Source organism: Sphingobacterium suaedae (genome assembly GCF_042684625.1).
Classification (GTDB): Bacteria; Bacteroidota; Bacteroidia; order Sphingobacteriales; family Sphingobacteriaceae; genus Sphingobacterium; species Sphingobacterium suaedae.
In genome coordinates this window covers 183,470-205,932 of record NZ_JBHULR010000020.1, presented here as the reverse complement: position 1 = coordinate 205,932, position 22,463 = coordinate 183,470, and the positions used below count along the sequence as shown (strand labels likewise).

Below are 22,463 nucleotides of genomic sequence, written 5' to 3'. Positions count from 1 at the left end.
TTCTAGTAATAGTTTAGGTTATAACAATTCTTTTAGCGGGACCTGCTGAAAGATCAGATCCGCCTGGCTACCTTCATACAGCACGCCAATGGTATGCTGGTCCACCGAAGTAATGCAGGAGTAGCCCCGCCCCCTGCCTTCGTCGAGCAGGACTTTGGGCTGCCAGGAGTCACCGTTGTCCTTGCTGACTTTTAGGGTGATATTGGCGCGGACAAATTTGGAATCCGGATTACAGAAGACCAATAAGGAGCTGCTGTTGCCGCCGGTTTGATAAAGATGTTTGTGGATGCTGGCCATACAGGTCGGTTCGATCAGCGCCTTATGCGAAGTCGGATGCTCGGTCCAGGTTTCACCCAGATCCCGGGTCAGGGCGATGGCACGGCCGTTGTCGTCCCCCTTGTGGGTGGCGTTGTAGTTGGACCGCATATTGAGCATGATATCCCCATTATCCAGCTGCACCGCCATGCATTCCGTGGTGGATTCTGCCAGCGCCGGATTGGAAGTTTTCCAGGTTTGGCCGCCGTCTTTGCTGTAGGTGATATTTGAAAAGGCTTTGCCCGTCGCATCACGGCCCTGGCTGGGTATCAGCAGGGTGCCATCCTGCAGGCTGATGCCATGTCCAGGTGCAGGCGCCCAGAGCCACCATTCCGCCCGTTTGAGATGCGTCAGATTGAGCGGTTTGGACCAGGTCAGGCCATTGTCCTCGCTTTTTACCAGCAGAAACTGGGCGGTCTGTTTGATCCCAAACCCCGGCTGTGAGCCTTTATTTTTCCATTGATGGTTGTGGATTTCACGGTCCTCTTTTATTCCTGGATACCAGGTACCCGTTTCGTCCAGCACACCGTGCATCCATAGCCCCGCGACATAGATCGTCCCGGTTCGTTCATCAAGCAAGATATTCGGATCGGAGACGCCATTGAATTTTTGCGGCAGTCCGCCGAATGTGCCCATGTCGATCGCAATCTCCATGGGCAGCCAGCTGCGGCCACCGTCCAGGCTGCGCGATACGCCGATATCGATGTCGCCCTGCAGATCACGGGCCAGCTCCCTGCGGGCATCGTATACCGCGACCAGACTGCCGTCTTTGACCGTAATGATGCCCGGAATGCGGCTGGTATGCACGCCCTCAGCACCCTGCCGGTGTACGGCAACGGCCGGCCTGTAGCGGTTAAACTTGCCCGAAAGCAGGGATTTAGCGGCTGCCCCGGTAAGGGAAACCTCGGCTATAGCCAGTTCAAAAGCCTGGTCCAGCTTTTTGAAAGGATGTACTTTGGCCGTTACCCACAGGTAGTTGACGCCTTTTTCCAGTGTCAGTGGCAGCTTTATTTTTCCGGTTCTCCCCTTCCATTTCTGTGCAGCTACAGGCAACTGTGCAGCGTGCGGCACAGACTTCAGTAAGGTACTGTCGGTGCCGACAAACCAGCAGCTGATGCTATCCAGCTGCGCCACCGCCAGGGCATCGGCCTTTAGGAGAATTTCCGCTTCCACCTGCTGCCGCTCGTCTGCTGTAAATTCCAGTCGCTTGAGGATATTGATCGGCTGATCCGCCAATACCGGTAAGGTATAATGGCGCTCGGCAATCCGGACCTGTGCAACTGCCGCCATCGCGGCCAGCAGCAGAAGCAGGCTGAGCATACTGGCTTTTATTTTTGTGGTAATTTGCATAGTTTAGGTACTTATGTACTACATATAGGTTTAAAAAAAAGGAAGAAGCGGTTACCGCTCCTTCAAAAATTCAAGGTGCGGGCGCAGATGTTCGCGCATGGCATCCGAAAAAGCATCGCGGTCACCGTTTTTCAGGATCTGTACCAGGTCGCTGTGCGTCACCTCGGACTTGATGCTATGATGGCTATTGCTCAGAACAAAGCCGAAGATCGGCATCAACATGGTCTGGAAACGTTTGAGGGTGGTATTGCCCGTAATTTCATACAGCTTGCCATGAAAGGCAATTTCCTGGCTGATCCTGAACTCCTCGGCGTCGGCATTTTTATCCTTCTTGACGATTTTCTCCAGTTCGGCGATATCCTGGTCCGTCTTGCGCAGGTAAAGCAGGTCAGCCATGCCCAGTTCGAGCACCAGGCGCAGTTCGAAGATATCCTTCATGGTATTGTCGTCCATCAGCTGCGGGTTTAGCACGCGTTCAAAGGAACCCAGGATATCCGGCGCGGACAGCACCATACCCCGCTTCTTTTTGGTTTCGATCAGGCCCAACATGCGCAGGCGGCTCAGGGCTTCGCGTAGCACGTTGCGGCTGACATCAAGTGCTTCAGCAAGTTCCAGCTCGGTCGGCAGCGTGTCGCCCGTTTTTAATTTCTTACTGGAAAGATATTCTCTTATGCGTATTTCAACTATATCAGCGCGGGTGCTCGTCGCTATTGGGGTCAGATCATTTATCATATATTCAGCAAATAAATCATTTATTATGTTCTACAAATTAACAAAAAAAGAATAGCAATCCAAGCGCATTAATTATAGCCCTCGGTCTGTTTGATATTGGGATTGGTGTTGATCGAACTGTCGTGTACAGGCCACAAAAGGATATTCTTTTTGGACTGCTGATTTTTGAGGCTCTCCACTTCGCTGAATACGACCCCCAGGCGGATCAGGTCCCACCAGAGCTTGCCTTCGGCCACAAATTCCTTTTTCCGTTCGCTGAGTATGGCTGCGTTGACCGCATTGGCCGACAGTCCGGCTGCATAAAAATTGTCCGTTCCATAGGCCCGTTTTGCAATCTTGTTGAGCTGCTGTACGGCGAGCTGCCCATTCCCCAGCGCGTTTTCGATTTCGGCGCTGAACAAGAGGGCATCCGCATAGCGGTAGACAATCAGGTCCGACTCAAAGATCCGTGTGCCATTGACCCATTTGCCCGCATATTTATTGATCCATTGGAAGCTCAGGTTTTTATCTTTGTCGAAGGCCGTATCAAAACTGACTTTCGCCCGGGTATCAGCCGCATTTTCCGTCAGAAATGTTTTGTATTTATTCGTCAGAAAAATCCATTGCTGATGCGAGCCGACTTTAATGGGGTTTTCAACCAGGCCTGCTGAGATATATTGGATCGGGACCAAAAAATCCGATGGATAGCCGCCTGTATATTCATCCTGCGTCATGCGCCAGCAAAAGATCACCTCCGGATTTAATTCGGTGGCAAAGATATCCGCAAATTTCTGCATCAGGGCATGCTGGCCGCTCAATACTTTATCGACCGACTGTTTGGCCAGGTTCAGGGCAGCCACACCCCCATTCTGCTGTTTGGCCATCCAGAGGTAATAATCTGTTTTGAGCAGCCGGATGGCATCCAGGTTGCCATACTGCGCTTTGGTTGCTGCCGCCGGCATCAGTTCCTCCGCCCGGTCCAGGTCCTGTTTGACCAGCTGGAAGACCGCCTGAACAGGCTGGCGTGCGGGATACAGGTCCTCCTGATTGGGCGACTCAAAACCGGCAGTCAGCAGCGGTGCATCGCCCCAGATCCGGCCGATCCAATAATAGCAGAATGCGCGGATAAAATAAGCCTGTGCCAGGTATTCATTCTTCTTCTCGGGCGTAGCAAAGCTGATCTCCGGCACATGCTTGAGGATCAGGTTGCAGTCGTTGATCGTGGTATATAAATTGTTCCAGTTGGCATGGGCATGCGTGCTGTTGAGCTGATTTAGGAAAGCTGTGCTGTAGCTCGCGTTGGTTTCAAGCCCGGGACCCCAATATGCGGTGCGGTATTCGCCCCAGACAATATACGCTGTCGCGAAGGCATTGCGCATGCGCACATAGGCTCCGGTCACGGCCGCCTGGGCATCGCTTTCGTCCTGCCACATCGAATTGGCATTGATGGCGGCTTCCAGGTCCGCATCCAGTCTGTCCGAGCAGGCCACTGCCGTCAGCAGGCCGAGGGACACCATTGCTCCGTATAATAATCTTTTTGTCTTCATTTCCATTTCGTTTATAAGGTTAACTTAGCGCCGATCGCGATCTTGCGGATGGCCGGATAGTTATAATAATCGTTGCCATAGGTCGTGGATGCGCCCACTTCGGGCGATATACCCGTTCCCCGCAGCGCCGAAAAATAAAAGAGGTTCTGTCCCGAAACCGACAGCTGCATGGAACGGGTGCCGATGCGTTTGCTCCAGGTCTCCGGCAGCTGGTACAAGAAAGATACTTCGCGCAGGCAGAGGTAGTCGCCCTTGTAATTGAACACGTCAGAAGTCCGCGAGAAATTGCTGTTGCCCGTGTCGGGATCATTGGCCGTAAAACGGGCATACTTGGACTGGTCACCGGCATTTTTCCAGGTCTGGTTGACCTCCTCCACGAGGGTATAGTTGTTGGCAAAGGTATTCATGAAATAGCGCATGTAGGCGGTATGGTTGATCGAATGCCCCAGCGCCCAGTCGACAAAGATATTGAGGCCGAAGGAGCCATAGGTAAAGTTGTTGGCCAGTCCGCCCGTGGTGTGGGGCACGCTGACACCGAGTTCAAACTGATCCTTGCTGCTGATGACGCCATCGCCGTCGCGGTCCTGCCATTCATAGTCGCCGGCGAGTTTGCGCCCTTTGACGTTCTTTTTGTCCGTCGGACTCCAGCCACGTGCCGACTCATCATAGCGGGCGGCGGCAGCCTCCTCGGCAGTCTGCAGGATATGGTCCACCTTGTAGCCGAAGTAACGGTACAGCGATTCGCCCTCTGCGGTGCCACCAAAAGCCGTACCATCCGCCAGCTGGATCCCCCCGATCCGGTTTTTGTCGCGGCCGTTGTCAGGCAGTTCCAGCACTTTGTTTTTCACAAAACTCAGGGTCAGCTTGCTGTCCCAGCGGAATTTGCCCGAGCGTATATTGTCGCTGGCAATTTCAAAGTCAAATCCCCGGAACCGCACTTTGCCCACATTGGTCTGTACGGTCGAAAAGCCCGAGGTATTGGGCAGCTGCACACTGAAAAGCAGGTTTTTGGTGATCTTGTTAAAATAATCCGCCTGGATATTGATCCGGTTGTCAAACAGGGCCAGGTCAAAACCAAGGTCAAACTGTGTGGAGGTCTCCCAGGTCAGGTCGCGGTTGGGCATGGTGGACGCATAGATCCCAGCGGCACCATCGTAACGGATATCGGTGGTAAATTTACCCAGCGCATCGTATAGTCCGATGGAGTTGTTTCCCGTCTGTCCATAACTGGTCCGGAATTTCAGGTAGTTCACCGTCTGCTGGTCGCGCATAAAAGGCTCCTGGCTGACCACCCAGCCCGCCGAAACACCCGGGAAAAATCCCCAGCGGTTTTCCTTAGCAAAGAGGGATGAACCATCGTAACGGAAGGTACCCATCAGCAGGTACTTTTGTTTGTAGGCATAATTGGCGCGGCCGAAATAACCGATCAGCACCTGCTGCCAGATATCCTCATCGGCCCCCGTTTTGTTCGGTCCGGCCGAAAGCGTGGGCACCTTGTCGGAACTGGCCCCGTTGACGCTGGCACTAAAGGAATTAAAATCCGTCTGCTGATAGGAATAACCGCCCAGCAGCGATAGCGTATGGTCCTGACTCCAGTTGGCATCGTATTTTAAAAGGGCATCCACCTTGCTGCGATCCAGCTGGGACTGACTTGCCTTGGTGGTACGCAATCCCGAAAATTCATGTGCCTTTTCAAAATAATGGTAGTTGGAGAGATGGGAATAGTTGGATACCTGTACCTGCGCTTTAAGCCCATCGATAATTTCATAGTCAAGGCCACCGATCAGGGATAAACGCCGGTCTTTGGTGCCATAATCGCGCGTATAGTCCCACCAGAGCGGACTTGGGGAGGTGGCATTGTAGCCCGGTGTGGGCCGGCCGTTGTCAAAATACATCTTCTGCGTTGCCGGAGTCGCCAGGCCCCGGGCGATGACGTTGGTCTGATTTTCAAACTCCTGGGAATTGGTCAGGGAATAATCAAAGGCCGTATTGATCGACAGCTTCCTGGAAAGCGTCACATCCCCCTTTCCCCGTGCGGAGAAGCGGTTGTATCCCGTACCCAGCGCTACACCGCCATCATCCGTGTAACCGGCACTCGCGGCATAACGGACGAGCTGGCTGCCCCCATTGACACCCATGTAATAATTTTGCCAGCCCACATTCCGAAAGAGCAGGTCCTGGTAATTGTTGTCCTGAAAGATCAGCGTTTTGCTCGGGTCCAGCGGGTCCGGCATGCTCTGATAGCCCGCCGGGATTGCCTCCCCGGCCTGCAGGTAACGGGTGGAATAGATGGACTTGGCATCGTTGCCCGAACTGGCCGAATAGCCCGAACTCGTATTGTAATTGGGATTGGGGCTCAAGGCCACGGCCGGACGCACGATCTGGATATAATCGCGGGCACTCATCATATTCATCTTGGATTCCGGCTGCTGGAAGGCATAGGTGGCATCGAAGGTGATGGTCGCCTGTTCAGCTGTTTTTCCTTTTTTTGTGGTAATCAGCACCACCCCATTGGATGCGCGGGAACCGTAGATCGCCGTTGATGCCGCATCTTTGAGCACCTCAATGGATTCCACATCGTTGGGATTGACACCGGAGAAAGCACGTTCGACCCCATCTACCAAAACCAGGGGATCATTGGTTTTATTGATGGACGAGCCACCACGGATGCGGAAGACCGGATCAGCCCCCGGACTGTTGTTTGATTGATACACGCGGGCACCGGCTACTTTTCCCTTGAGCCCCTCGCCTACGGTACTGACAGGAACATTTTCGAGGGCTTTGCCATCCACTTTACTGATGGCTGTGGTCAGCGTGCGGCGTGACTGGGTGCCGTAGCCCACCACCACGACCTCATCGAGGCTCCGGTTTGTGGCACTGAGTTCCACCGTTATGGCCGCGGCTGTTGCTATCGGCCGGTCCAGGGGCTGAAAGCCTACGGAACGAAACTGCAAGGTATCCGGCAGCTGTTGCAGTTCAAGCCGGAACTTGCCATTGGCGTCGGTCTGTACCTGCCTGCCTGCTTGCCTGCCCATTACGGTGACGGATTGTAAAGGTTTCCCCTGTTGATCCCGGACCGTACCTTCGATACGCTGCTGCGCATATAAGGACGATGCGAGGACAATTTGGGTCGCCACAAATAAGCTCGCTTTTTTGCTTGTCCAAATCATAATTTATAGTTTTTAGTGTAAAAAACTTCTGAAAATGAGCGCTTCCCGTAGACGCTCCCAAACGATGACCTATCCTAAATTATTCCAAAGCAGCACGATATTCCGTTATTTTAAGGTTTAGGGTCGGTCATAATATCTTTATAATGGTTATTCTTTATATGTATAATAGTTGTTATGTCCTACATAAAAGTAGAAAGAAAAATAGGAGAAAGCAAATTTTTTTTGATTTCCGTTTCATACGGAAATGGAAAGGTTTGAACAGGGATTCGGTTTTTGTGAGCTACGGCTAATCTCCAAACGTAGGTTTTTGGAAGATAGGCTACACATATAAGCTTGCATGTGGCGACCCAGCTGACGGTCTCGTCGTATCTATCACCGGCGCGTTGGTCCTCTGCTTTGGACCGGACGTAGCATGAGGGGTTTTGTTGGCGGGGCAAAAAGTAGGTTGTTCCATTGTCATTCCTTGCGGATGCAGGTGCCTTCTTTATAACCAGCCACTACATATATAGACGTATGGCATGTCCTTCCCTCACTAGGGCGTTTCGTCCCTTCATGTCATTCCGCCATAATGGGAAGATCGGCACGTTGATCGGATTGTTGGGCATATCGAAATGGGTAACGTGAGAGCACCGGAGGTTCTTCGCGATTTTAAAAGAAAGAGCAGGGAAACCACGCGCCTGCTCTAACTTATGAACTCAAAATTATTGCCCCGGGGGGCGCTACACAACGGCAAATGTAGATATGCTGTATGAATGCTACGTATACCTGAAGATTATATTTTTGTTAAGCCTTTACAACAGTTACCCTTTATTTACTTCTATGGTCGGTATGTTATTTATTACTTTCCAATGTCCATTATCTTGCACACATACTATTAACGAATGAAAGGTTAAGTATTGGCTTTCTAATTTCACCTGTACAGCAGCGATATTACCGTTCTGTTCAATGTGCTGATAGTCAATCCTTCTCGGGCTTCCTCCGAACTTCTTTGTACGGATGAGTTCAATATAATCGGCCTTCGTGAATACAAAAATTCCGCCCTCATCAAAAAATCCATCTTGGATGTTCTGAAAATCAGCGTGGAGAATATTCTCCAAAACCGCTGTGTCACGGTCATCACCGGCTTTTACAAATGCTTCTATAGCTGTTTTTACCTGTTCCATATTATGTATTTAACGTGTTAGTAAATGATGTGATTTGATTATTAAGTTGTCGTCTAGCATGGCTTTCGTCAGCAGTGCTGTCTAAGGAGTAATAAAAGATATCCCAGATACCCATATCGTTTAAAATCTTTTGCAAGTGCATTTCCACAAGACTTAGTGCGTCCGTCTTGACATCACCCATTGATGATAGAATATATGTCTTTTTGTTTTTCAATAGGCCAATGGACTTACCCTCGTAACGAAAGGTTTTACCTGTGCGCACCACAAGGTCGAAATAAGCTTTCAGGGATGAGGGCATACCAAAATTGTACATAGGAACTGTTATAAGGATTTCATCACATTCGAATAGTTCTGCAATTAATTCATCAGACAGCCTCAAATTCTCTGACGAACGTTGAGCCGTATAAAATTCCTCAAATAAGGCTTGATCGAGATGCGGAATAAAGCGAGTACCGACTTCCCGGTTTTTGACTGTACTATTTGGATTCAGTATTTTCCATTCGTGCACAAAACTATCTCCGGCTCTTCGACTATAAGAGTTTTCTAAACGTAAACTGCTGTCAATTTTCAATAGTGTCTCCATTTGGTTTGATCTTTTTATGGAAGACACTTTCGCCGTTAAATATGTGACAGCTTACTCAGATTTTTTAGTTTTTCCGGATCAACAATAGAATAAATTTCTTGGATCAGACCATTATCATTCAAATAAAGAATATGACAATTATGTAGTTTGTCGTTTTCCCAAAAGCAGATTGCAGGCTGATGATTAAAGATTTGAAAGGTAAATTCTTTGTCCACTAAAAATTGTTGCTGTACGTAAACCAATAATGTTGCAGTAGCGGTTTTCCCCACTTCTATTCCCGTAACCACCTGAACTTTAGTTCCGCCATCTGCATGCAATTTTATATCGCTAACCAGTAAGTGCTCTAGTTCTTGAACATTACCATGGGCCAATGCTATTTGATATTTCTCTAATAGTTCGGTATGAGACCCAGGATATGGTTTATGCGTTAAGGATTTACCCCCCTTTAATTGTTTGTTTGCCCTGCTAAATAGCTGTCGGGAGTTTTCTGTACTTATCTCAAGCAATTCAGCGATTTCCGAATGCGAATAATTAAACCCCTCCTTCAGTATGAAAGCAGCTCTTTCCTTTGGATTCAGACGCTCAAACAATACGAGCATAGTATAGCTTGCTGTTTCGTCTCTAATAAGTTTCGTGTCGGCATGATCGAACGAAACAGGTTCGGGTAACCACTCACCGAAAACTTCTTTTTTGCGTTGACGGGCCTTAAAATTGATGGCATGGTTGACCGTACTTTTAATCAAAAAGTTTGATTCGTGACGGATATTCGATTTATCCAACATAATGTATTTTTCCAGCACATCCTGCACTACATCTTTGGCATCCTCGTAAGAACCGACGATGTTGTAGGCATAGGTCAATAGTTTATCGTAGTTTTCCTGCATGGGTTTTAGAACTTGTAAGGGTTTATTGCCGTCAACGTACCGCATAAGGATACGCCTTCATTCATCCGGCTCTGTTACTGTTGCTAGTAATGGTACAACACGTTACATTGCTCAATTCAAATTCTCTGGATTAAATGGCAATTCCGCTCCCACCAACTACTTTTATACCTTTGGGAAATTTTTTCCAGAAACGGATATACTTATAGGTGGCCTCAAATGGTTCTTTATTGTAATCTCCTTTTAACTCCGTCTGCAAAGTGATGACAGCTAGATCGTCTATGATATGCACATCTTCTATTTTCGACATGATTTTGTCTAATTTTAAACGCCCCTCACGGTAAGTTTGCAAATCCATTTCCTTTGTTATGGTCTGACCGCCGGGAACTACAAAAAGTAAATCGGCGTGTAATAGATTGTCTAGAACATCCGTATTATTATTTTTCATGGCTTCGCAGAGCTTATTCTCCAAAATTAAAATTTCACTTATTGTTAGCATTTCTTTCTAATATTTGTTGTTACTGATATTCCTCTTGATCGGGTTTTCTATCATTTGAATGATATAGGCTTTCCGATATTTCTGCAAGTGTCGATTGGTGAATCTTTTTGCCAACCGTGTAAAATTCTTGAAAACTCATAATTAATGGTTTCCACTTATCGGGGTCAATGCGGTTTGGATCATGATCCATAAGGATGGACTTGTCCAAAAACACCCTGTTGATTTTTAGCTCAAATGTTTTGATCTTTCCTTGCTGTACACGATCATCACCGGCCAAATTATGAACTGCTTTGACCACAACTTCCATGTGCACAGGGCACTCTTTAACCCTTAACGCTTTTACTGTTTCTGATGGAAGCCTTGTCAATCCAGCAATTTCAAATTTATCTTCTTCGAAACGATATCCCTTTAACACTTTGCTTTGGGGCACTGGATTGGTTCCGGTGGTTTTAGCCAAAAAGTTCACGGCTTTGACCTCACTTGCCGAAGGCAGATTTAAAACAGCCTCTTTTTCCCTTAATAAATTTTTGGCTGTTTGAGAGGATGCTCCAATTCCAATAATGCATCTCCATCCCAGCCAAAAAATAGATGATATCGGAGCTAGGTTGTCTGTACCATTTGGATTTTTCGTGCTGACAATAACGACGGGTGTACCGAAATACAAAATGGCGGGATAGCTTCTGACATGCATATTTTATTGTTAATTTCTTGTTTGATTTTCTTTCTATATATATCCTATATTAAAATTAAGAGAAGTTAGTAGAAATAAAAATCCGGTTCTTGCGGAATCGATCCAGTGGTCAATGATAAATCCTGATTCCGCATATCCTCCCCTGCCCTTTAAGTCTTAACGTCATGATGTTATTTAATTATCTCATATATATTTCTCGATCTATTGCATAGAGAGATGAGTTTTGACAGCCCCTCCATTTTAACAACTCGGTAATTTTTTTCATGGGAGATCCTATCCATCAAATAGTACTTTCTTATATTGAAAACAGTGATATTATTGTAATAGAATTAACCACTTCGACCGATAACTTATTGTAAATTCTACTATTCGTAATTATCTCGATATGCAATCAACCGTGGCGAAGTTTTGAGCGTCACTGTTCCATCTTTGTTCAGCTTAGCGTACATACGAACATTCGTGGATATTGGAGCTCCTGAAGTATAGATTATTGCCGCCTTCCAGATAGCTGTATCTACAGGACCAGGCCGAAACCATTGTTGAAGAGGGAATGCTTTTTCTAAAATTTTCGAAAACGGAGACACTTTTCCCACGATCCTTGACATCTTAACAAAAGAACCGTTTCTTTCCACCCTTGCTTGATATACCAAAACAGAATCAATCGCATACCCATAACCGTCGGTCCTCAGCTCTTTAGCAATCTTTTGAGCGAGCGAATCTAGATTGCCCTTGTAACGCGCCGGAAAACCGGCTCGGGTCTCATTTCCGCGAACATCGCCTGGACCATAAAGCCTAACTTTGACGGAGTCCCTAACGACCCTGATAAAATGTACATCATGACTATTTAGCTCATTCTCAGTAATACGATAGAATGTGGATGATTTTACTATTGGAAAGGTAGGATATCTTGATCTCAAGACTAGGATATCTCCTTCGAACGTTAAATCATAAAATTCTTTCTTTTGCGGATGACTGTTTTTCTGATTATGATTAATAAACAGATGAGAAGGGGCATCGTCATCATATATGATAAAGTACTCCTTAATTTTGGGATAGGATTTAAAAAAACGATTCATCGACGAATCTAACAATAATGATTCCATCCGATCAGGGGATATGGTGTGAATCGTTTGCCCATGCAGCCTAAAAGAAAATAAAAGGATAAGACATAACAAAAAGGCAATAGATAAATTTCTCCCGGTACAGAAGAGAAGGCATTTCATATGCTATTTGGTTTTATTATATTTAACATAGCCACCTTAAACTAATACCTCTAGTTGACCGAGACATCTTAAATGTACGTTTATTGCAGTATACATCTGTACCAACTATTCCGAATATCGCTCATCCTGAGCGCGTATAACAAGAGTAATACGAAAAACTGTTTTTTTTATTCTGTTCAACTAATGTTCATTTTCGCCAGCACATATTGGGAGCAATCAGTAACCGCCATTGAATCGAAAATCTAAACTAAAATAATCTTTTATTTTGGTTTGCGAAAGCAGAACGTAAAACGTTTACCGAGTTTGGCGCTCCCCTTCGATAAGCATGCGATCATCCGATACATGGTTGCCTTTTTTTAATGAAAAGCAATAGCTGAAAACAACCGAAGAAAGAGCAAAACAAGAACAGCCCTGACTACGTTCTATAGCAGTTGGGTTGTATCCGACTACCTTGTCAATATAAGAAAGGATCAGTTACGGACAATGGGACTATTTAAAGACACAGAGTTGTTTACTACCGGTGTTTCTGCAAGGAAAACAATTGAGATGCCGGATATGGAGCTGATGCTGTATGAGGGGTTTATCCCGAAAGAAGAGGCTGATTACTACTACACGACCTTGCTGCATGCTACGCCCTGGCGACAATACCAAATGCCGATGTACGACAAGGTTGTTACTGCGCCACGTATGATCGCCTGGTATGGGGAAAAAGAATATGCGGGAGAAGATGCCCTTTCATGGACGCCGGAATTGATTGCCTTGCGAAAAAAAATCGAGCAGGAAACGGGTATTGCATTTAACGCAGTACTCTTAAACCTATATCGAAACGGTAGTGACAGCGTCGCTTGGCATACGGATAAGGAACACCGCACAGGCAGAAATCCGAACATAGCCTCCGTTACGTTCGGGCAGACGCGGCCGTTCAGGTTACGCCACAGGACAAAAAAGGACATCCCGCAGCTGGAAATCCCCCTGCACCACGGCACCTTGCTCCTAATTTCAGGCACGACCAACACCTATTGGGAACATCAGATACCCAAATCGGCAAAGCAGTTGTTGCCACGGATCAACTTGACCTTCCGACAGCTGAAAACGGCCGTTACGCCTGAAGATGCTTAGCAAATAATAAATGAGCGCTAGTTTTTCAGCCCATCGACGCTGGACTTATCCACAAACACGCTTTCTAAGCCTTGAGGCAGGGCTGGTGCCAAACAGACAAGCTATTTATTTGCCTTTGAACGCGTAAATCGTCCCGTTTCTTCTTTATCGAATAATATCTGTATCGACCGGCAAATATCCTAAATGCCTACTCAAAGACAGTATTTGTCCTTTGTGATGGAATTCGTGTGTTATCACATGTGTAAATGCTTCAAACGGAGATACACGTTTCGTAATTCCGTTTATATCCAACAGGTGTGCTTCATACATCGACGACTGGTACCGGCTTAAGAACTGAGCCATTTCATGATCAATGGAGGCGAAGAGTTCCAACACGCCGTCCAGTTGATGTATTGTCGAATACGCTGTGAAGTTTATATCTTTCCCTAGCATGTGTTTGATAATCCAGTGTTCATATGTATTGCCGATATGAACCAATAGATTTCGAATACTTCCACCACGCCCAAAAGAGCTGTTTTGTTCGATAAAATCTTCCCTTGAAATTGTTTTACAATAGTCAAAAAGAGTTTTTCTTGATTCTTGGACCAGTGTATACTGGTACGTAAAATATGCTATCAGGCTTTCCATGATAATAGTGTATTGACGTAGGACGACAATGGATGACGGAGATCTTACCGAACTCCTAATATAGTCATTGGAGTTAAAAACCTAAAACAAAAATGTCTCCCCGCCACGGAACGACATAGCGTCCACCTCCTTTCTTAGAAAATGAGCCTGTGATTCGTGCTCCTTTAAAACAATGCAATACGAACCGGGCACGAGCTAAAAGCTCGCGCCAGCATGGGCCAGCAGGAACCCGGCGTTACGGACAGAAAGCCTAAGCATACGCTAGCGCGAGCCTGCGGCTCGTGCTCCTTTAAAACAATGCAATACGAATCAGGCACGGGCTAAAAGCTCGCGCCAGCATGGGCCAGTAGGAGCCGGCGTTGCAGACAGAAAGCCTAAGCATACGCTAGCGCGAGCCTGCGGCTCGTGCTACTCTAAACAGTACAACACGAACCGGGCACGGGCTAAAAGCTCGCGCCAGCAAAAGCTCGCCCAGCAGGAACCAGCGTTGTTAAACAACAAACTACCGGAAATATACCTGAAATAGATGCTTTGCTTTAAGATTGGCGAATAAAGATCTGCTAATGTAGCAATCTCACATATCATCAAGATCACCAGCTCCCAACTCTTTTTATTTTTATATATTAGTAGAATCAAACAACTGTTATCCTAAGAAAGCATAATGGACGACGAACTGAAAAATATAGATCCTGACGATATCAACGATTTACTCATACAGATTGAAAAATCGTTTGGCATTGAGTTTGGTGATTCCGAACTTTTCTACATTTCAACCTTTGGCGAATTGTGCGACCATATTGTTGGCAAAATCACATATGACAGCTCAAACGACTGTACAAGCCAACAGGCATTTTATAAGTTGCGTGACGCAATCGTCTCGACAGGTCAAATAGATCCTAAAAGCATCTCGACAAACTCGTCCCTTATGGACCTTTTACCAAAAGAACGCAGGCGTGTACAGATAAAAAAATGGGAACAGCGCTTAGGCTTTGAGTTGAATATCCTACGGCCACCTTATTGGTTGAGTACGACACTTGTTATTATACTGCTTGCATCCTTTGTTGGGTTTTCCAATAGTTGGCAGGTTGGACTCGCCGGATTGGTATTCGCTATTGCTGGGTTCTGGTTCGCCAATAAGATCGCTAATGAGCTTGACATACAAACGGTGGGACAGCTTGTAAGAAAAATGACAAGAGAAAATTATCTGAAATCCAGACGAAACCCGACAACTTTCAATAAAAATGAGATCGAAAAAGTATTGATTGACTGTTTCAGTAACGATTTGGGCATAGACAAAAGCAAATTGACAAGAGAATCAAGATTTGTGTGACACGATCTACAAAATTGTTAGGGATTCTCATCCCCTTTCTGTCGCATTTTACTGCTGCGTGCTGACGCACCGGAGTGGAAAACCCCAGTCTCTATCTGCGCTGCTATCATCGGCATTATCGTTTATACTAAATCGGAAATTCGTATGTCTTACCCGGTTATTTACGATTAAGCTTGACCAATAAAATCCAACATTGCCCCGGTTTTCTAAAGTACCATTATCCCAGTTTCGGCTACCGGCAATTGGAAAAGTCAATTGTACATTTGCATTTCTATTGCTCTTCAACACTTTAGCGGCCCTGTAATTGGTCGATGAGTTACCCCACGTTCCGAGGTCGCTCTGTGTGGTTGCTGCGATCAGTTTTTTAAACTCGTTTAATGTCGGTATACGATATCCAGAGGGACAGGGATCATTCGACGTCTTTATCGGCGCGGATTCGCTCCCCGAATTCCAGGCATTATTCGGCGGATTGGCATGATCCCAATTGGAAATAGGACCGGCTGGTGTGGAGGCATTCGCGACGACCCGGATTTCTCCCCATTGATAGTAATTGCCGTGCAAGGCTTGAACAGATGGATTTTGATCGGGATCAAGATCTGTATTTGCCCCAAGATTATGTCGCATCCAGATGATGCCATCAATGCGTGCTGCGGACTGACCTGCATGTTCTAAATAGATATCGCTCGGGGTAAGGGTCAGATTCAGATTATATTTTACGCCGGGCTCGATCGTGAGGTCATGGAGCGTGAGGTCATTGGCCGTGACAGGACCAACTTTTAGGGATGAAATGATGAACGAGGCCGCATTGGTGTGACCGTTCAGTATCAAAGGCACGCCGTTAACGACAGCAGAATTTAGTCCTGAAAAATCTATTGACGCAGTTTCTGTTGATCCCGAGCGTGTAATAAACGCATCGGCAAGGTTGATCGTGGCCGAAGGATAGTGGGAATCGACACCCGCATCAATGGCCTGGATAGCATATCCCGTAGCGGTCGCATCTACCTTTGCCGTGATCTGGCTGAAGGAATGCCGCAGGACAACTTCCAGGTGATTTTCCTGCCCTCCCTCCACCTGCATGTCTCGCCGGAAGTACATCATGTCGGCATGGCCGTCTATATCGGATAAGCTCGAAGTGGAGAGGGTCTTGTTGGATAGGTCGGAGAACGTAACCGGGGGGAGTTCCGAACGGCTATTAATCGAATAGACAATAAAAATATACGGCTGCCCCCCGTCTAGCATCAGGGGTTCCGTGTCACTTTCCCTACCTCTTATATAGTCTCGTTCGGTCACATAATTTTCGTTGGCTGTATATACCACGACTTTGTATCGAACATCGTCAGATAAGTTTCCCTGTTCGGTTGCGGCTTTCTTTCGATCCGACGCACTCATTTTTTGGGGTTCCGCATCATCCACGGGGAACAATTTCAATTCTAAAAAAAGATCTTGGCCAATCTGAAGCCGTTGCTCTTGGATCCTGATCGACGGGTGGATAGCTTGATCGGAACCTGAAGAGCGCGTCGCAAGCGTGCCGCTGCCGTCAAAACTAGATCCAATCACACGGATGCGAACATCGGCTTTGCCCTGTTGCTTTTCGAGGCCGTCTCTTTTACATCCCGTTATGCTTATCCATACGATAAAGAACACACTTAAATACGTTGCACAACTGTTTTTCATGTCGCTCCAATTTAATTAATCAACGATTGCCTAACTACTGATTCCCTCATCTGACCGGAATACATTGCACCGCACGCTGCTTCTTTATCAAACCACTCTACCACATTGCACAATGCACTCCTGTCAACGTATAAAATTCGGCAAAAACATCTATTAAAATATTGTCCAATTACTTACAAAAGTTATCAAAAATATAACTAGCCGAGCACAAAACGACAAATCCCGTTTACTTCACGGGATCCAATTCTAAAAAGAAGTTACTTGGAGAAACATGTTTACGCATGTCGAAAACGTCTGACATTGCTATGAATTCTCCAACTTTTGTGGTGAATTCCATAACTCTCGGAGCTACATGACACCCTATATTTGTCGCTAGATACATACCCCAAAGAATTAATTTATGCAAAAAAAATATTTGTTGTTCCTTTTACTGACAGGCTTCATTGTGGCTTGTCAAAACCAGCAAATGACAAACGCCGGGGTGGATACGGCGCAGGTACCCGCCTCCACCGAACGAGATACCGCGCTCCGCTCGTTATTCAATAAGGAATGGCACTTTCAGGAAGTCAATAACAGGCCAGTTGTACTGGATTCTCAATCCCGAAAAGAAGCTTTTATCATACTGGAAGAGCGGGGCAATACAGCGGTAGGCGAACTTGGGTGCAATGCCTTCGGAACAACATTTATACTGTCAGACCGATCGAATGAAATCAAATTTTTCCCGATTCGAGCGACGCAAAACGCGTGCTCTAACCGAAAAATGGAACAACAATTTCTAGGCGCGTTAGCACAGACTGAAAAATATGAAGTATCATCAGGCCTATTGGTTCTGAAAGATGCACAGAATCACACCGTGGCTAAACTACGCCCTTTTTACCATTCCCGTACGTAACCCTAAGTCACACAGCAAGTCACACAACTTTCCAAGAACTACGTCTGAAATGAGCCTTGCCGGATAAGTTCTTCGATAAAAAAGAAGCGATACAACCGGAATACGATCCTAATTTATTATTTTTAGGTACGACATGATGGATGGTATCACATCATGTTTTACGTTTATAAAATCAGGATATGAACAACATCACAAAAGACGACGTTGTCGAAGCGGAGAACAAGCTCTTCTTGGCTCGACTAGCTAACCATGTGGACTTGCTTGATCAGCTACTGGATGACAACCTTACGGCGGTAGCGCCGACCGGGGAACTACTGACAAAGGAGATGGACTTGAACTCGCATAAATCAAAAACCATCGTTATTGAGGATGCCTTTAGAGAAATTGACCAGATTAGCCTATTCGGAGACGCTACCCTTTCCATAGCCCCATGACCGCAAAAGGAAAAGTAATGGGCGCGCCGACAGATGGAAAATACAGGTATTTTAGGGTGTGGCGATATGTCGATGGCTCGTTAAAGGTTATTGGAGCAAGTTTTATGCAATTGACAGAATAAGGCGAACAGATAGGGTGCTAACCTAAAAATCTGATAGTTAGGATATAGAAGACCAACATGGATAAACGAATTAAAGTCGGTAAAGGAGATATTACTAAAATGGAGGTAGACGCGGTCGTAAACGCAGCAAACACGTCCTTATTAGGTGGTGGCGGTGTCGACGGAGCTATTCACCGAGCCGGCGGCCCAAAAATTTTGGAAGAATGTCGAAGAATAGTGTCGCGACAAGGAGGTTGCAAAGTCGGCGAAGCGGTCATCACACCAGCCGGTAATCTACCGGCTAAACATGTAATTCACACCGTCGGCCCGGTCTGGAATGGTGGCAAAAATAAGGAAGAACAGTTGTTAACCAACTGCTATCATAACTCCCTTTCATTAGCTGTAGCGAATAATTGTAAAACCGTCGCGTTTCCGAATATCAGTACAGGTATCTACAAATTTCCCAAACCATTGGCCGCTCAGCTTTCGATTCAAGCAATGGAGCGATTTTTAGCATCAGACTCCACTATAAAACAAATTATCATTGTTTGCTTCGATGAAGAGAACTTCCGACTATTGACGAATTTACAAACTTCTTGAAGAAAATGAGCGGACTTCTATCTCAACAGAATCCAGATTCGCCCCGACAAAGAAAGTTGAAATAGTGGCGTAGGAATGAGATCCGTTTATGTAGTTAAGAATCATCTCGTAATGATCATAATCCATAAGTAATGAAAAAAACTATATTTTTTGCTGTCAGCATTCCTGTAGCCTATGCGATAATCCTTCGGATGATATTCGGCATTAATTCTTGGAATGAACTGTTTTCAGTCATGTCGGTGACGTTTTTGTTTCTACTACCCACGATCGTAGGTATATTAACCGTTTTTCTATCGCCCCCTGAACAAGCAAGTAATACTGCTTACAAGATTGTTGCGCCTTGGATTCCTGTTTTTCTCTTTCTAATCGTGACGATCATTTTCGAGATAGAAGGCTGGGCTTGCTGGATAATGATATTGCCTATCTTTTTGGTGGCGGCTTCCTTCGGAGGAATGATCGGCGGGTACTTAAAGAAACGAAAGATGGATGGAAAACTCCATATGACCATTTTAACGCTTTTACCCCTCTTCATCAGCCCAATGGAAAACGCCATAGAGACCATCCCCGGAACATACGAAGCATATACATTCATCGACATTGATGCGCCAGCCGAAAAAATATGGAACCATGTGACGCGCGTAAAAGAAATATCTTCGGAAGAAGATACAGGCTATTTAACACGTGCGCTTGGTCTTCCCAGGCCAATAAAAGCTGAATTGAACTTCGAAGGCGTGGGCGCATACCGTAAAGCGATCTTCACGAGAGGACTTGTCTTTCATGAAACAGTAACGGAATATAAAGACAACGAAAAAATGGTTTTTACCATAAAGGCTTTTCCCCATGAAATTCCTTCGACCACATTGGACGAACATATTAGTATAGGGGGAAATTATTTTGACGTACTGCATGGGACTTATAGACTTGAGAAACGATCCAATGGGCTGCATCGTCTTCACTTATACAGTCGCTTCAAGATGAACACAACATTTAACTTTTATGCAGGCTGGTGGGCAAAATGGATCATGAGCGATATCCAAAACAATATTTTACAGATAGAGAAACGAAGGTCGGAAGGGTAAGCAATTGTCAGTGGATTCGTTCGATTTTACAGTTATCAGCCCTTGTTCATTCGCAGGCAAACGTATCACACGCGCGCCCAACGTATCATGAAATGGAATAGTAACTTACCGTTATCCAATCTATTTGGGAAAAAACATATTTGGGGGTTGTTTGGCTTTCTTTGCCAAACGCCTACCCCAAAACATGCATCACCCTCGAAATCAACTATAATTCCTGTCGTCAAAAACAATATTGTAAAAAATTCGTTATGTTAAAACATAGCATTTTGGCTAGCGTATGTTGATCATATAAAAATATCTTATCGGTATGCCTACGAAAAACACAAATGCAGAGGCATACACACTCCATGTACAGTCGTCTGCACACATCATATCTTTCAATCAGGAGCGACGGATCACGGGCATCAGTGAAACGCTACTGAAAGAAATTCCTGATCCGGCTACGGTATTGGGAACATCTTTAGAAGTATATCTCGCTTCGCAATTTCAGGTTCCGGAAGAATTATCGCAATCGCTTCAAGTGCTAGATCAAGATGTCGTACCGGGGCGAATATTTTTAGTCAAGAAGAACCATCGTGTTTTTTACCTGCATATCTACACCTGCGAAAACCAGTGGTATCTAAAATGGGAGAAAAAACTGGATGAGGTGATTTTCACTACCGCCATTAGCGAATTCAACAGCCAAATAGACAAGCTCTCCGGGCGGCTGTGGCCGTGTCTTTCGGAAGTCGTACAACAAATCGCTGGATTTGACCATTGCGCCGTCGTACAGGTTTACGACGACCGAAGTAGCTCCGTCATATATGCATCCCCCAATGCCGCCACCACGTTGGGCGGCAGACAGTTTTCGAGCGACTTTATTCCCAGTAAATTGCTTTCGTATTTGGTGGATAAGGAACACAGTTACCTGCCGGATGTTGAACATCCTGCCCAAGCCTTTTTTACCGTAGATCGATCTGTTCAACTTCCTCCGCAAGTCTTGCCCTTACCCAATAAGCCAATATTCTCGCACTACGTAGGGGCTGCATCGATCTTAGCCGTGCCCGTAATAATCGACGAAGTGCTTTGGGGAATCGTGCTCGTCTGGAACACCTCAAAAAAGAAAATTGATTTTCAGAAACGCGTCTTGTGTCACTTGTTGGTGCAATCCGCCGCACGCAGGCAGAAAAATTTAGGGCGTCAAAAAGCGGCCGATTTCTACGAAGTTATCAAACAGTCTGAAAAGGACATTAGAGAAAAATTAGCGGGAGGATACTCCCTCAACGCATGCTTGATCCATCATCTTCCTACGATACAAAAACTGGCAAAGGCCGATGGTGTCACGTGCTATTACCGAGGTATAGCAACCGGCGTCGGCCTGCAGCCACCACAGGAACAAATAGAACAGGTAGTGGCGTTCTTAAAGGAGCCGGTCGGACGTAAACCTTTATTTAAAGATCATAATTTTCGTCTGCGACATGCGTCTCAGTTCGAAGCACCCCTGCCCTTTGCTGGTCTGGCTGCATTGCAAGTGGGGAAAGATGAGGATCATTACCTGATCTGGTTTCGGCACGAAAAGATACGTACAGAAATTAATATGCACCGCACGATCTCCGCCTGTCATCAGGGCGCAACCGATGAACCCCTACCCGTTGTTTTCGCCGAAGACGCCGTGGTCGATACTGCAGCATATTGGGATGAAGACGACATCAGTTTTATGCAAAGCTTAGATAAAATGATTCAAAAGGCGGTTGTAATCCGTGCACGCGAACAAGAGCGTTCTACCGAAAACTTACAGTCGGCGCATAATGAACTGGAGATGATTACGTTTACACTTTCCCACGACCTAAAGAATCCGTTATCCACCATCAAGCTGGGCTTGCAACTTCTCGAACGGGACCATTTTCTTTCGACTGAATTGCTACAAAAATGGTGTGCTACGCTGGGAGATAGCGTTCGCTATATGGAGCAGCTCATTAACAACACGGTGGAACTCACACGCGTGCATGGCACGGCCTATACGAAAGAACGGATCGCAGTACAGACCTTGATACCTCGTATAATGGAAGAGGCGAAATTGCAATTTCAAAATTCTGCCTGCACGCTTTCAGTCGGTATATTGCATCCAATTTGCGGGGAAAAAGGTGCCGTTCGACAAGTATTCGCGAATGTGATAGGCAATGCGGTGAAGTATAGTACTCAGGCGGTTGAACCCACGGTAACTATTTCGAGTAAAATCGTCGAAGATACGGTATGGTACACGATTAGTGACAACGGTATCGGTATTCCCGAAGCTGAGATCCCTAGGGTGCAGGACGCTTTTTTTCGCGCATCAAATACAAAGGGGTTTATCGGTACGGGTATAGGATTGGCACTAGTATCCCGAATTATGCGACGGATGGGAGGAGAAGTCCGGTTTCGCAGTGTACCCGGCGAAGGTACGCAGGTGACCTTAGTCTTTCCTAAAGACTGCGGCCAACCTTAGGTGAATCAAG

At 46.1% G+C, this 22,463-nt stretch carries 20 protein-coding genes; 8 read left to right on the top strand and 12 right to left on the bottom strand.

The window, feature by feature from the left end; all coding sequences use genetic code 11:
- Nucleotides 1-18 precede the first annotated feature (18 nt).
- The 10 genes from ACFSR5_RS19170 to ACFSR5_RS19125 form a co-directional block, all read right to left on the bottom strand.
- Complete coding sequence (locus tag ACFSR5_RS19170; RefSeq protein ID WP_380906087.1) at nt 19-1,665, bottom strand: exo-alpha-sialidase; 1,647 nt, start codon at nt 1,663-1,665, stop codon at nt 19-21.
- Nucleotides 1,666-1,716: 51 nt separating this feature from the next.
- A complete protein-coding gene (locus ACFSR5_RS19165; RefSeq protein WP_380906086.1) occupies nt 1,717-2,397 on the bottom strand; it encodes a FadR/GntR family transcriptional regulator in 681 nt (226 codons plus the stop codon).
- Between the two features lie 68 nt (nt 2,398-2,465).
- The gene (locus ACFSR5_RS19160) at nt 2,466-3,929 is read right to left on the bottom strand and encodes a RagB/SusD family nutrient uptake outer membrane protein (RefSeq protein WP_380906085.1); all 1,464 of its coding nucleotides are present in this window, start codon (nt 3,927-3,929) and stop codon (nt 2,466-2,468) included.
- Nucleotides 3,930-3,934: 5 nt separating this feature from the next.
- Complete coding sequence (locus ACFSR5_RS19155) at nt 3,935-7,093, bottom strand: SusC/RagA family TonB-linked outer membrane protein (protein WP_380906084.1); 3,159 nt, start codon at nt 7,091-7,093, stop codon at nt 3,935-3,937.
- Nucleotides 7,094-7,893: 800 nt separating this feature from the next.
- Nucleotides 7,894-8,256, bottom strand: coding sequence for a nuclear transport factor 2 family protein (locus ACFSR5_RS19150; protein ID WP_380906083.1), 363 nt, complete (start codon nt 8,254-8,256; stop codon nt 7,894-7,896).
- Nucleotide 8,257: 1 nt separating this feature from the next.
- Nucleotides 8,258-8,839, bottom strand: a complete 582-nt coding sequence (locus ACFSR5_RS19145; RefSeq protein WP_380906082.1) for an FMN-dependent NADH-azoreductase — start codon at nt 8,837-8,839, stop codon at nt 8,258-8,260.
- A 35-nt stretch (nt 8,840-8,874) separates the two neighbouring features.
- Entirely contained in the window at nt 8,875-9,723 is an 849-nt protein-coding gene (locus ACFSR5_RS19140; RefSeq protein ID WP_380906081.1) for a sigma-70 family RNA polymerase sigma factor, read from the bottom strand.
- 130 nt (nt 9,724-9,853) lie between these two features.
- Nucleotides 9,854-10,219, bottom strand: a complete 366-nt coding sequence (locus tag ACFSR5_RS19135; RefSeq protein WP_380906080.1) for a nuclear transport factor 2 family protein — start codon at nt 10,217-10,219, stop codon at nt 9,854-9,856.
- 19 nt (nt 10,220-10,238) lie between these two features.
- The gene (locus ACFSR5_RS19130) at nt 10,239-10,910 is read right to left on the bottom strand and encodes a flavin reductase family protein (protein ID WP_380906079.1); all 672 of its coding nucleotides are present in this window, start codon (nt 10,908-10,910) and stop codon (nt 10,239-10,241) included.
- A gap of 365 nt (nt 10,911-11,275) precedes the next feature.
- Nucleotides 11,276-12,013, bottom strand: coding sequence for a hypothetical protein (locus tag ACFSR5_RS19125; RefSeq protein ID WP_380906078.1), 738 nt, complete (start codon nt 12,011-12,013; stop codon nt 11,276-11,278).
- Nucleotides 12,014-12,616: 603 nt separating this feature from the next.
- Here ACFSR5_RS19125 and ACFSR5_RS19120 point away from each other — a divergent pair.
- A complete protein-coding gene (locus ACFSR5_RS19120) occupies nt 12,617-13,252 on the top strand; it encodes an alpha-ketoglutarate-dependent dioxygenase AlkB family protein (RefSeq protein ID WP_380906077.1) in 636 nt (211 codons plus the stop codon).
- Between the two features lie 144 nt (nt 13,253-13,396).
- Here the strand turns inward: ACFSR5_RS19120 and ACFSR5_RS19115 are convergent, their stop codons facing one another.
- Entirely contained in the window at nt 13,397-13,879 is a 483-nt protein-coding gene (locus tag ACFSR5_RS19115; RefSeq protein WP_380906076.1) for a DinB family protein, read from the bottom strand.
- Between the two features lie 661 nt (nt 13,880-14,540).
- Between ACFSR5_RS19115 and ACFSR5_RS19110 the strand changes: the two genes are divergently transcribed.
- Nucleotides 14,541-15,209, top strand: coding sequence for an acyl carrier protein (locus ACFSR5_RS19110; RefSeq protein WP_380906075.1), 669 nt, complete (start codon nt 14,541-14,543; stop codon nt 15,207-15,209).
- A 48-nt stretch (nt 15,210-15,257) separates the two neighbouring features.
- Here ACFSR5_RS19110 and ACFSR5_RS19105 read toward each other — a convergent pair whose 3' ends face one another.
- Nucleotides 15,258-16,883, bottom strand: a complete 1,626-nt coding sequence (locus tag ACFSR5_RS19105) for an FISUMP domain-containing protein (RefSeq protein WP_380906074.1) — start codon at nt 16,881-16,883, stop codon at nt 15,258-15,260.
- A gap of 400 nt (nt 16,884-17,283) precedes the next feature.
- On the opposite strand from ACFSR5_RS19105, the gene ACFSR5_RS19100 reads away from it, so the two are divergent.
- The 6 genes from ACFSR5_RS19100 (at nt 17,284) to ACFSR5_RS19075 (ending at nt 22,453) form a co-directional block, all read left to right on the top strand.
- Nucleotides 17,284-17,775 (top strand): META domain-containing protein, encoded by a 492-nt coding sequence (locus tag ACFSR5_RS19100; protein WP_380906073.1) that lies wholly within the window; start codon nt 17,284-17,286, stop codon nt 17,773-17,775.
- 179 nt (nt 17,776-17,954) lie between these two features.
- Nucleotides 17,955-18,209, top strand: coding sequence for a DUF4440 domain-containing protein (locus ACFSR5_RS19095; RefSeq protein ID WP_380906072.1), 255 nt, complete (start codon nt 17,955-17,957; stop codon nt 18,207-18,209).
- On the top strand, nt 18,206-18,331 hold the full coding sequence (locus tag ACFSR5_RS19090; protein WP_380906071.1) for a hypothetical protein: 126 nt from the start codon (nt 18,206-18,208) through the stop codon (nt 18,329-18,331). Before ACFSR5_RS19095 ends, ACFSR5_RS19090 begins: the two co-directional genes overlap by 4 nt.
- Before the next feature lie 57 nt (nt 18,332-18,388).
- Nucleotides 18,389-18,910, top strand: coding sequence for an O-acetyl-ADP-ribose deacetylase (locus ACFSR5_RS19085; protein WP_380906070.1), 522 nt, complete (start codon nt 18,389-18,391; stop codon nt 18,908-18,910).
- 131 nt (nt 18,911-19,041) lie between these two features.
- On the top strand, nt 19,042-19,989 hold the full coding sequence (locus tag ACFSR5_RS19080) for a hypothetical protein (protein WP_380906069.1): 948 nt from the start codon (nt 19,042-19,044) through the stop codon (nt 19,987-19,989).
- Between the two features lie 307 nt (nt 19,990-20,296).
- The gene (locus ACFSR5_RS19075; protein WP_380906068.1) at nt 20,297-22,453 is read left to right on the top strand and encodes a GAF domain-containing sensor histidine kinase; all 2,157 of its coding nucleotides are present in this window, start codon (nt 20,297-20,299) and stop codon (nt 22,451-22,453) included.
- Nucleotides 22,454-22,463: the final 10 nt, after the last annotated feature.